Raw genomic sequence first — 11,273 nt, 5'->3', positions numbered from 1 at the left:
ACGGACATTACTAAAAGGCCCTTCTCCATCTTCTCAATTGAGAGGACATAGAAGGGCTCTCTAGGTACTTGTCTCGATTTTGTTACAAATCGTTACAGTGGCACCTAGCTTTCCTCAAGGTACGCTTTGCGCACCACCCTGCGTGCAATCTTACCGCTCGAGGAGCGCTTAATCTCATCAGGCGCCACGATCCGCACGTCGTGAGGATTAACACCATGCTGGGCGGTCACCGCGGAACGGATCGCGTCGATGGCTGCAGCGTCGCCGTCCTCAGTGCGGTCAATGTCACGCTCGGCGATAATAACCAGCTTTTCGACGTCCTCCCCCTCGATCGCGAACGCAGCAACGCTGTCTGGGCGCACCTGCTCGCTCGCGGTCTGGACAGTGTGTTCAATGTCCTGCGGGTAGTGGTTGCGACCAGCGATAACGATGAGGTCCTTGAGTCGGCCGGTGAGGTAGATCTGGCCGTCAATGAAGGTTCCCAAGTCACCGGTAGCCATCCAGATCGCATCCTCTGCGACGCCTTCGGCACGGGATCCCTTGTCCAGCTTCTTCGCCAGCTTGTTGTGGAAGGTGGTGGCGGTTTCCTCATCACGGCCCAGGTAGCCCTGTGCCATGTTGGCGCCATGGCACCAGAACTCACCGATCTGTCCGTCTTCGATTTCCTCGCGAGTCTCTGGGTTGACCAGGATCATCGCCATTGGCTGAATTGGCTGGCCAACTGCAGCGAATGCAGTGCCGCCGTCGCTGAGCTCCACGCGTCCTTCCGCGAGCGCCTCGCGGTCAAAGCGCTTGAACAGCGGACGCTCGTCCGTCTGAGGGGTGGATACCAGCAGGGTTGCCTCCGCCAGGCCGTAAGTTGGGCGCAGGGCGAGCCGGTTCAAGCCCTTCTCGCCGTACACCTGGAAGAAGGAATCGACGGCCTTCTCGGTCACCGGCTCAGAGCCAATGATCAGACCGTCTACAGCCGACAGGTCAACGTCGACATCCTTTGGCATGCCATAGCGTGCGCCGAGCTCCAATGCGAAGTTCGGGACCACGGAGTACACGTTGGCGTCGCCCTCGCGGCGGTTCAGCTGCTCGATCCAGCGAGATGGCTGCTGCAGGAAGTCGCGTGGGCGCATCAAGTCCAGGCCCACGCCAAGGATGGTGACGAAGGCGGACAGGATCATGCCCATGTCGTGGTGCAGCGGGATCCACAGTGCAAGGCGCATCGGGTGCTTAAGCTGTGCAGCACGGAAAATCTGCAGCACGTTGGTCATGATGTTGCGGTTGGTCAACACCACACCAGCTGGGGTGCGGGTGGAACCGGAGGTGTACTGCAGGAATGCCACCGAATCTACCGGAGCCGTCTTAGACTCCTTCAGCATCGCCAGCACCTCAGGGTTAGTCATCGGGTTCACAAAGGCCTCGGCGGTGGAGTCCGGGAGGGAATCCACTGAGAGGATGCGTGGGCGCTCCGCCGCAGGGGTTGCCGCGAAGAACTTACGGGTGGCGGCTGCGCTCTTGGAATTGGTGAGGGCGAACTTAGGCTTGGAATCGCCGATCACCGCGGTCAGGTGATCCGTGTGGCCCGGCTCAGCTGGGTCATACAGTGGCACCGGCACCATGCCAGCGTAGAGGGCACCCAGGAAGGAGAACACATATTCCGGGCTGTTACCCGCCAGGATTGCGACACGGTCACCGAGCTGGCCGGTCTGCTGCAGACGCGCAGCCACCGCCTTGATGCGGGTGTTGACCTGCTCGCGAGTGAAGGACATCAGCTGTCCCTCGCGAGAATCCGCGTAATCCCAAAAGCGCAGTACTTCGCGGTCCTTACCGCCAGCAGCAGCATCCGCCTGGTACATCAGCTCACACATAGCTGCGAGAGTGAACTCAGGAGGGAGGACAATATTGCCAGTTTCATCGAAGAACCGGCCCATTGCTGCATTGATATCCATATGTGTCCTTAAAGGTCGCGTGTCATTTCGTGAGGTCACTTTACCCAGATTGCTTTGCGAAGCAAAACTATTTCTTCTGGAAAGTTTTGTTAAGCGAAGAGTTTACCTGCCTTGAGCCAGTTATGCAGGCAATTTGTTCGCGCCCGAGATACCAAAAACCACCCCGGCCTCCATTAACAACGACCGAGGTGGCATTCAGCTAAGCGGCTACGAGGCGTCGATAAGCCCGGCGGCCCAGTCGATGAGCCACTGGGTGGTGGTCGACCCCGGGAAGACGTTCGGGTTGGTGGCGTATTGCGCGTGCACGGCATTCGCGGCGATGAGTGCCTGTGCGCGGGCAATGGCATTGCCCACCCCTAGTGGGGCGTCGCAGATGTGGTCATCTGGGGCACAAATGTCCATCACCCGATCCTGCAGGGCCCCGTAGCCACCGGCGCGTGGGCCACGCATGGTAGCGCCAGGCATGATGTGCTGGGTAAGCGGATTCAGCAGCTCCAGGGACACCTCCGCGCCCACACCGGAGACGGGGTTACCCTGAGCCTGGCCCACACCAGGCTCACGGCGCCCGTCCGCTACGACCGCGACGCCTCGAACACTGTCCGCAGGAATGACGCCCTGCCCGGCGCCAATCTGGTTAGCAATGTCTCCGACGATCACGGCACCCTGCGAGAAGCCCATCAACACGAATTCGGTCTTCGGGCAATCCCTATGCATGATGCGCAGCTCATTCTCCAGCTTCGAGGTGCCTTCCTGACGTGACTGGTCATAAGGCATCTCGTGCATCGCGTTGACGTTCTGGAACTGTGCCGTGTACGGCAGCGTCCACACTTTCACGTCGTCTGGGCTGTACCGCTGCTGGAGGGGCTGGGTCACTGTCAGCATGAACGACGCTGGGTTCGCGGTCGGGTTGATGGGGTCGTCCTCAGGGGAGGATTCCCAGGTTCCTGGTGCCGCGATCACTTCCACGTTCGGGCACCAGTCGGGCTGGGCCGCCTCTGACGTGGGCGTTTCTCCCGGTTCGGTAGGAAGCGGGCTCTTGCCGGTGCTGTTGAGCCAGTTGATCACACCCGCGCCAACTACGACGAGCAGGATCAGCGTCACGATGACAGTGAGAATTTTTCGCATACGTTAGCAGTACGCCCCTTTCGCGGATTTCACAAGGATGTCCGCTACTTCTTCTGGTTTCTTGTCGGTGCGCTGCTGCTCAATGAGCTGACCCGATACTGCGCCCACCGTTGGGTTGTCCTTTTCTTGGGTACAGATCCCGTCGGCGACGCTCACCATTTGGTCTTCGACGCCTTCCACCTTGATGCCCTGCTTTTTCAGGTCATCAAGGAGCTTTTGTTCCTTGTCGGGGCGTGGGGCGGGCGTCGGCAAGGCGCTTACTTCCTGCACGGCCTCGTCGCGCGGCGCGGGGGCTGCTGCCTCACCGCCGCTGCGTGGGGGCTTTGCCGGGCTTGTCGACGCCGGAGTGCCCTCAACCCCCGGCACCTTCGCCAGCGGCGCCACGGTCGACGGTGTAGCTTTTTCATTGTCTACGGTCGCACCCCCACCGCACGCGCCCAGTGTGAGCGCGACAGCGGCGAGTGCGACTACGGTTGCGGTGTTACGCATCTAGCGTCGCTCCTCAACAATTTGGCCATTGAGCTGTTTGATGGTGCCGTGCTGGAACTTCATTTGCTCACCACCGGCTGGAATTGCTTCCTGGTCAGCAATTGGCCAGCCGAATGGGCCATTCTCCCACCCGGTTTTGCCCCACGCATCGCGAATGTCGCCGTTGAGAATGAAGTGCGCACCCGTAGCGGCACTCCAGTACATGGTGCCATGCTCAAAGTTCTGCAGGGCACCGCCCGGAATCAAGAACTCATCGGAGACTGGTGCACCCAGCTTCGACGACGCCGTCTTCAGTTCACCGTAGTGCTTCGCAATTTCGCCGCGGACGAAGAACGCCTCGCCCTTGCTGTTACGAACCACGTAACCACCCTGGAACTGCTGGACCAAATTGCCGTTGACCTGCTTTGGCACGTCAACTGGGTAGCCAAGCACGCCAGCTTCATAACCCTGGCGACCGAACGCCTCGAACATGTCACGAGGGATTTCCACGGCGTTGGTCTCGTGGGTCCAGTAGATGGAGCCGTTCTGGAAGTGGACGTAGCGTCCCTTGCCATCAGGGGTAGCTTCCTCGTTAGAGATCGGGAAGCCGAGCCAGGAATCAGTAGCACCCATCTCGGTGAAGCGAGCACCGATACGGCCAATCAAGATATGAGCCCCGGTCTCTGGGGACCAGTATGCGCGGCCTGCGCGGAAGTCCTGAGCCCGACCGCCCTTGACGTCATACTCATCATTCAGGCAGGAGCCCCACTGGCCGCCCTTGGTCAGATCCGCAATCGCACCAACTGTGGTGCAGTCCGAACCACGGTCTTCCTTCTTCATCCCCATGGAGTCCGCAATGTATGGCCAAGCCTGAGCCATCTCGAACTGCCAGTACGGCCAGTTGTGGACGCCAGATGGGCGGAACTGAGCAATGACTGGCACATTGTCCTTCTTTGCTCGGTCAACGAAGGTTTGGGTAGTCATCCGAGAAACCACCTCGAGACCCTTGCCAGCCTCATTGGCCGGTCCGGTTGCGACAGAGCCTGGCTCGCCGAAGTCATCGCGTCCACTGCCTGCCGATACATACACGGTCTTACCCTTGAGCGCATCAATTCCGAGCTTTGGATCGTTGTCGATCCATCGCTGGTTCACCGGCGCACCCCACATGTTGTTGACGTCGTATCCGCCGCCCTCAACCATGGCAGCCCGCAGCATCTCCGGCATTCCTGGGGAGGTGGTGTCCAGGTAACCAGAGAAGGAACCCACGAAATTGAACATGTCTGGACGATGCTGAGCAAGGTTCATTGCGGCAGTGCCACCCATGGACAGGCCAGTGATAGCGCGCTGACCGCTAGACCGGTAACCGTTGTCTAGGACAGCTGGCAGCTCATTAAGCAGGAAAGACTCCCACTTGTAGTTCTTGCCGTTGGCAGGACCTTCCCAGTCGGTGTAGAAGGACGCCTCGCCACCGACCGGCAGAATCACATTCACATTCTTGTCGGCATAGAACTGCTCAATGTTGGTGTGAATGGTCCAGCCATTTTCCGTATCCACTGCGCGCAGGCCATCCAGCGCCCACACCTCTGGGAACTTCATCGTTGGGTTTGAGTGCCAGTCGCGGGCCAACAAAATCTGAACCTGCATCAACTGCTCCGGCATCACAGCCGACTTAATGAACACCGCCACACGACGGTCAGTGAGCCACTCAACACGGTCCACCGACACACCTGCCGGCAAACCCTCAATCTTTGGGTGATCGGTCTTAATTGGGGTACGCTGCGGCACCTCTCCCGGCTTCAGGTAATCAGTGCCCGGAAGGCCACTGGACACACCAGAAGAAACACTCTGTGCCAGTGCAGGGGAAGCCGTCGACGTAGTTAACGCCAACGCAACCGGCACGGCAGCCAGGGTGCGGAACAGGGAACGTCGCCGAGCAGAGCGAGTTTCGCGCATGAAAATTCCTTAGACTTAGTATGTTTTCAGCTGGAACTAGTCCCCACCTCATATGCGAGACAGAGACTGATATCTGCGGGCCACATTTTCCGAAAGTTCCCCGCTTCCGGAAGGCGTGACGCCTTATGAATTTTTTCGCCGCTTCAGGCCGAGCAGCCACTTGGTGTGGGCCAAATGGATCAGCCGTCAGGTTGGACTCAAGTTTAAGTTCAACTTTAGACTTTTGGGGTGTGACACACCAATAAAACGAGGAGTTCTTCATCTGCCGCTTCGGCCACAACCATCGCCCCGACATTACGTCCCCGAGGTTGCCCGCCTGTCGCAACCGCCCCGACATTACGCCCCCGAGGTTGCCCCAAAAACGCCCCTTCACCCCGAACTTCGGGAGGGTAATGTCGGGAACAACGCACAACACCCCACCAACCAGCACCCCAATAACGCCGAAACCCCGGCAGGTGAACCCTGCCGGGGGCTTAAAAGTGCGTTTTACCAGGCGCCCATGACGTCGAGGACGCGGTCACGGGTCTTCCACATCTGTTCGTTCCAGATGCCCCAGTTGTGGACGCCTGCTGGCTGGTAGTCAGCGGTGACGTTCAGGCCCATGCTGCGGGCCTTTTGCTCCCATTTCTTGGTAGACATGTTGGCCAGTGCTTCGAGTCCCCAGCCGACGATACGGTCGTTGAGGGCAAGGTTCATGTCGGCTTGGGTCCAGTTGCCGGTTGCGGCGGAGATGTAGACGTCCTTGCCGCGGAGGCCTTCGAGGTTGTGGTACGGGTCGTTTTCGAAGCGGCGTGGGTTCATGGTGGCGCCGAACATTGCGTTCAGGTTGAATCCACCGGTGTCGATGAGTGCGATGCGGAGCAGGGACTGCATGCCTGGTGCGGTAGTGTGCAGGTAGCCGGACCAGGACATTGCCTGCTGGAACTGGCCTGGGTGGCGTGCGGCTAGGTTCAGTGCGGCGGTACCACCCATGGACAGGCCGGCGATGGAGTTGCGGCCTGGGTTAACGCCGAAGTGCTGCTGCAGGTAGCCTGGCAGTTCGCTGGTCAGGAAGGTTTCCCAACGGTAAGTAACTGGGCCTCCGCTGGAGTTCGAGGAGACGAGTGCTGGCTCATCCCAGTCTGCGTAGAAGGAACCTGCACCACCGACTGGCATGATCAGGGTGATGTTGGAGTTCTCGTATGCCTGTGGGGCGTTGGAGTACTTGGTCCAACCGGTCTGGTTGTTGTCGGCGCGCATGCCGTCGAGGAGGTAGAAGCCTGCGTCACCGCCACGCTGTGCTGGCTGAATCAGGACAGGGATGGTGCGTCCCATGGATTCGGACCAGACGTCGCAACGCTGTACCCAGTACATTGCTGGGTCCCAGTCGCAGGTACCGGTGGCGTCTGGGCGCAGCCAATCGCGATTATCAGCATGTGCAACACCAGAACCGGCGACGGCCAGACCTGCCGCGGTGACAGCAGCAAGCGCTACCGAAGTGATTTTCCGTCCTGCACTGCGCAGACGCTTTGCAATTGACATGGTTCTCCTCGAAGTTCTTTATCAGATCGTAACTTAACCTACACGAAATCCAGAAGTAGGCAAGCAGTTATAACATCGGTGAAACGTACACGGCCATTACAATGCAGAGAATCCACAGGATAGCCAGGGTTTGTAGAGTGCGGTCTGTGAGTGCCAACTCGTCTGGTGCCCCACCGTCGCCACGGTCCACATCGGCTGCGAAGCGCAGGATCGCGATGGTAAATGGAACCATGGAAATTTGGTACCAAATCGCAGCGATTTTTTCGGATTCGCGACCCATATCAAAGCCCCACAGCGCGTAGGACATCACCACGGCCGTTGCGGACAATGTCCAGACAAAGCGCAGGTAAGTAGGGGTGTATCCTTCGAGGGATTTGCGGATTTTCGCGCCGGTTTTTTCGGCCAAAAGGATTTCTGCGTAGCGCTTGCCGGAGGCCATGAAGAGGGAACCGAAAGCGGCCACGAGGAGGAACCATTGGGACAGGACGATGCCTGCAGCGACACCACCGGCCATGGTGCGCAGCATGAATCCCGAGGAGACAAGTGCAATATCGATCACAGGTTGGTGTTTCCACCCGAAGCAGTAGCCCAATTGGAGTGCTAGGTAGATCGTAACGATGATCGCCAAGGACATACCTGCGGTAGCTAGGAAGGAGATTCCGAGCGCGGCAGCCATGAGCACGGCGGCCATGAAGTACGCGAGGCTAACAGGGAGGACACCCGCAGCGATGGGGCGGAATCGTTTAGTCGGGTGTGCGCGGTCGGCTTCGACATCGCGGGCGTCGTTGATGAGGTAGATGGCCGAGGCTGCCATGCAGAATGCGATGAAGGCCAGTGCGACGTCGATAAGCGTGCGCTGGCTGAGCAGAGCGTCGGCCCCAGCGGCTGCTGGAGCTGCCACGACTAGGACGTTTTTCACCCACTGCTTGGGGCGCAGTGCCTTGATCATGCCGTCGAAGAGGTTTTTCGGCGGCTGGCGCTTCTTCATCGTGTCGATGCCCTCGGTGTGCGGTTCCGAGTCGCCGAAGCGCTGCTCCATGGTCATGCGTTCCTCTTTTCAAGCTTGTCCGCGAGGAGTGCGGTGGATGCGCCGAGGATGGCACCAGCCGCCACGTCCGTTGGGTAGTGAACTCCAAGTACCATACGCGAGAGCATCATCGCAGGCACACCAACGAGGGGCAGAGGTGACCGAGTCAACAACGCGAGCGAAGTGAGAGCTGCGGTCGTTGAGGTCGCGTGCGAGGACGGAAAGCTCAGCTGGCTGGGGGTGCCCACGCCGATGGTGAGGCGTGCGTCGGTAGGGCGCGGGCGTCGAACCACGCGTTTGATGACGACGGACGCGGCGTGGCTAGCAAACGCCGACGCGGTCAGTGCCGCCCACTTCCGGCGCCGCCGCTTATCGACGGCCATCCCCACAACACCCATTCCCAGCCAGCCCGCAGCATGCTCACCGAACAGGCTCATCCCGCGCGCTACCTGGATGTAGGGTTCCCGGTAGAGCTGATCCTGGATCGCGACCAGGATGTCGGATTCTTTAGTCATTAAAGATTTCTCCCCATGCCTCGCGGCTGGTCAGGTGCTTGTGGGCAGCGCGGTACTTGTCTTGCATTTCTGCGAATCGCTCCGCCACTTCCTTCTGCAGGCGGCGGGACTCTTGCAGCAGTTCCTTGGCCTTGTCGCGGTCACGTTTGCGGTAGACCACTCCCCGACCGTCTGCGGTGGTGACGGTGGCGCCGTCGAGACGCGAGAGCGAGAACCAACGTGCGTTGATCGGTGCCAGGTTCGCCTGTGGCACTTCGTGGTGCTTGCGATCTTCCTTGGTCAGGGAGTGCAGCAAGCCCTTGAGTGCCCACACAGCCTTGATTGGCTTGGCAGAGCGGCCACCGATGTCCTTGCTCGGAACGCCCGGCGCGCCAGATGGTTTCGGCAGGTCAGCGGCAGTTGGCATGACTACTGCGTCCGGGTAGGTTTTGCGGATCGCGTTGATGCGTGGCAGCGAGGTTTCCAGGATGTCGAACAGCTGGTTTGGGCCGGCGAGGAAATCCTTCATGGCCTCGTTTTGGATGGCGACGGTGGAGTATTCCATGCAGACCAGGTGCTTGATGGTGGCCTTTTGCATCGACTTGATGATTCCATCCACCGGCCCCGTGTGCTGCAGTGCTGCGACGATAAGGCGGTTGCGCAGGTGGAAGTAGGCCTGCCAGTCGATGGCGTCGTCTTTGTCGGACCAAGCCATGTGCCAGATGGCGATGCCCGGCCAGGTGGCGGTTGGGTAGCCGTGGTCCCCGGCGCGGAGACCGAATTCGGCGTCGTCCCACTTAATGAACAGCGGCAGCGGTTGGCCGATCTCTTCTGCAACGACGCGCGGGATCATGGTCATCCACCAGCCGTTGTAGTCCACGTCGATGCGGCGGTGTAGGTCACGGGAGTTTGGTGCGTCGGGCTTGTCGCCTGGCTTACCGCGATCGGAGAGCGGGTGCTTGGCAAAGTCGTGGTCGTAGTGCACGTATGGTGCGGAGGTCCACATGAAGTCGTGGCGTCCCACTACCTCGCCCATGGAGTGCAGGTGGCTGCGTTCCTGCAGGTTGAGCATCTGGCCGCCGATGAGCGTGGGGCTCTTGGCGTAGCGGGCTGCCTGCAAGGCGCGGAGGATGGAATCCGGTTCGATGGCAATGTCATCGTCCATGTAGAGGATATACGGGGATTTCTTTGCGCCTGCTGCTCCGGTGCCGTCTACGCCGCCGAGAGCTTCGAACATGATGCGGGAGTAGCCGCCGGAGCCACCGAGGTTGCCTTGACGGAACTCGAAGAATCGGTCGCCAAAGTGTGCGGTGGCTGCCTCATAGCCGGGCTCGTCAGCGGGGTGTTTGTTGCCCTGGTCCGGCATGATGACGGTATCGATCACGGCGTCGACCTCAGGGTCGGATGCCAGCGCTTCCAGGGCAGCGACGGCGTCGGCAGGGCGGTTGAAGGTCGGAATGCCGACGGTGACGCGCTTGTCGAACGGTCCGACCTGGGCGCCGTTCGGCATGGTCTGCGCCTGCGGGGCTTGTGGCGCCCACCAGCCAGCTTGCTTTACGACGCTGTCAGTCTCAGCCGTGATGTCGAACCAAATCCAGCCCCCGTCTTCAAACGGAGCGAGGGAGATTTCAAACTCACCGGTACCGCTCACGAGGTCACCTTCGACGGCGATACGGGAGCCGTCGATCTTGGAACGGTAGATATCGACTCGGGCTTCACCGTCGATGTCTACCTTGAGGATCACCGAGCTTAGTTGTGACCAGCGTCGCCAATAGCTAGCGGCGAAGGCGTTGAAGTAGGTCTGGAAGGATACCTCTGCACCAGCCGGGATGGTCAGGGAAAACCTGTCTGACCAGGTGGCTCGCTCTTTGTTCTGTTCCGCTTCAAGCAGGTAAAGGGTACGCACATCGTGCGGTTCGCCGCGTTTTGGCAGCAGAACTCGCTGCAATTGCTCTACCGCTTTGCTCTCGCTCATGTCCAGCCTTTCTAAGTTTGGGATGATTACCAGCGTAGTTGTTCTAGGTGTGCTCTCGTGCGAGGGCGCGCAAAAAGGGAGCGACCTTGCATCAAGGTAGCTCCCCGGAGAATAACGGTGTGGCGGGTCTAGGCAGGCACTGCCACTTCAAGCTGTGGCAGCAACTCGCGAATTTTCGCTTCGATTGCGTCGGCAATGGTGCGGATTTCTTCGATGGAAGCCCCCTCGGGATCCGCGATCTCCCAACGGATGTAGCGGTCTCCTGGGATGCCGGGAATTTCGTCGATCCCCAACAAAACAACTACATCAGCCCGGTGAGATACCCGCGGGGTGATTTCCTTTTGGTACAGCCCTTCGGTGCTGATTCCGCGTTCCTTGAGCACCTCGATGACGGTGGGATTAATCCCACCGCGGGCCTTCAAACCGACGGAACGGACGAACACGTCGTCCCCTACGAGGTGACGCATGATGGCGGAGGCAAGTTGGGAGCGTCCGGCATTGCGTTCGCAGGCAAAGAGAACTTCTTTGCGTGGGTTGGTTTCCTTACCTTCGACCAGGCCTTCGAGTTTTTCGGTGGCAAAACGCTCCACAAAAACCGGTAGAAAGGCGGTGAGCTTGGCAGAAGCCTGTTGCTCAGCGATAGTATCGTCCACCACGCCATTGATGGTGACCTCATCGACCACATGACCGTACCGGCGGTGCAGATCCTCACGGACGATTTCAAAATCACGGTGAGACATGTTTCCCTCTCCCAGGCCCCCACAATTAAC

Annotated in this window: 9 protein-coding genes; all 9 read right to left on the bottom strand. The window is 59.6% G+C overall.

From position 1 onward, the window contains the following. Positions 1-104 precede the first annotated feature (104 nt). Positions 105-1,940 (bottom strand): FadD32-like long-chain-fatty-acid--AMP ligase, encoded by a 1,836-nt coding sequence (locus HW450_RS08640; RefSeq protein ID WP_182385242.1) that lies wholly within the window; start codon positions 1,938-1,940, stop codon positions 105-107. Positions 1,941-2,147: 207 nt separating this feature from the next. Further along, positions 2,148-3,065 carry a cutinase family protein gene (locus HW450_RS08635; RefSeq protein WP_182385241.1) on the bottom strand — a complete coding sequence of 306 codons (918 nt, stop codon included), beginning with the start codon at positions 3,063-3,065 and terminating at the stop codon, positions 2,148-2,150. Positions 3,066-3,068: 3 nt separating this feature from the next. Then, positions 3,069-3,554 (bottom strand): DUF732 domain-containing protein, encoded by a 486-nt coding sequence (locus HW450_RS08630; protein WP_182385240.1) that lies wholly within the window; start codon positions 3,552-3,554, stop codon positions 3,069-3,071. Next, positions 3,555-5,486: an alpha/beta hydrolase-fold protein gene (locus tag HW450_RS08625; RefSeq protein WP_182385239.1), complete on the bottom strand. Its 1,932-nt coding sequence runs from the start codon at positions 5,484-5,486 to the stop codon at positions 3,555-3,557. It lies immediately after the preceding gene. 486 nt (positions 5,487-5,972) lie between these two features. Beyond that, a complete protein-coding gene (locus HW450_RS08620) occupies positions 5,973-7,007 on the bottom strand; it encodes an alpha/beta hydrolase (RefSeq protein ID WP_182385238.1) in 1,035 nt (344 codons plus the stop codon). A gap of 67 nt (positions 7,008-7,074) precedes the next feature. Then, a complete protein-coding gene (locus HW450_RS08615; protein ID WP_182385237.1) occupies positions 7,075-8,052 on the bottom strand; it encodes a decaprenyl-phosphate phosphoribosyltransferase in 978 nt (325 codons plus the stop codon). Continuing rightward, on the bottom strand, positions 8,049-8,549 hold the full coding sequence (locus HW450_RS08610; RefSeq protein WP_182385236.1) for a phosphatase PAP2 family protein: 501 nt from the start codon (positions 8,547-8,549) through the stop codon (positions 8,049-8,051). The genes HW450_RS08615 and HW450_RS08610 overlap by 4 nt, the downstream gene beginning before the upstream one ends. Next, the gene (locus tag HW450_RS08605; RefSeq protein ID WP_182385235.1) at positions 8,542-10,503 is read right to left on the bottom strand and encodes a glycosyltransferase; all 1,962 of its coding nucleotides are present in this window, start codon (positions 10,501-10,503) and stop codon (positions 8,542-8,544) included. Before HW450_RS08605 ends, HW450_RS08610 begins: the two co-directional genes overlap by 8 nt. A gap of 128 nt (positions 10,504-10,631) precedes the next feature. Continuing rightward, the gene (locus tag HW450_RS08600) at positions 10,632-11,243 is read right to left on the bottom strand and encodes an arsenate-mycothiol transferase ArsC (RefSeq protein ID WP_232843221.1); all 612 of its coding nucleotides are present in this window, start codon (positions 11,241-11,243) and stop codon (positions 10,632-10,634) included. Positions 11,244-11,273 lie beyond the last annotated feature (30 nt).

This window comes from Corynebacterium hindlerae (assembly GCF_014117265.1).
Classification (GTDB): Bacteria; Actinomycetota; Actinomycetes; order Mycobacteriales; family Mycobacteriaceae; genus Corynebacterium; species Corynebacterium hindlerae.
The sequence above is the reverse complement of the archived record's forward strand: the minus strand, read 5'-3'. Positions and strand labels throughout refer to the sequence as shown.

Excerpts from the sequence above, each read along its gene's own strand:
- HW450_RS08640 (WP_182385242.1), bottom strand. The coding sequence starts at position 1,940 with ATGGATATCAATGCAGCAATGGGCCGGTTCTTCGATGAAACTGGCAAT.
- HW450_RS08635 (WP_182385241.1), bottom strand. The coding sequence starts at position 3,065 with ATGCGAAAAATTCTCACTGTCATCGTGACGCTGATCCTGCTCGTCGTA.
- HW450_RS08630 (WP_182385240.1), bottom strand. The coding sequence starts at position 3,554 with ATGCGTAACACCGCAACCGTAGTCGCACTCGCCGCTGTCGCGCTCACA.
- HW450_RS08625 (WP_182385239.1), bottom strand. The coding sequence starts at position 5,486 with ATGCGCGAAACTCGCTCTGCTCGGCGACGTTCCCTGTTCCGCACCCTG.
- HW450_RS08620 (WP_182385238.1), bottom strand. The coding sequence starts at position 7,007 with ATGTCAATTGCAAAGCGTCTGCGCAGTGCAGGACGGAAAATCACTTCG.
- HW450_RS08615 (WP_182385237.1), bottom strand. The coding sequence starts at position 8,052 with ATGACCATGGAGCAGCGCTTCGGCGACTCGGAACCGCACACCGAGGGC.
- HW450_RS08610 (WP_182385236.1), bottom strand. The coding sequence starts at position 8,549 with ATGACTAAAGAATCCGACATCCTGGTCGCGATCCAGGATCAGCTCTAC.
- HW450_RS08605 (WP_182385235.1), bottom strand. The coding sequence starts at position 10,503 with ATGAGCGAGAGCAAAGCGGTAGAGCAATTGCAGCGAGTTCTGCTGCCA.
- HW450_RS08600 (WP_232843221.1), bottom strand. The coding sequence starts at position 11,243 with ATGTCTCACCGTGATTTTGAAATCGTCCGTGAGGATCTGCACCGCCGG.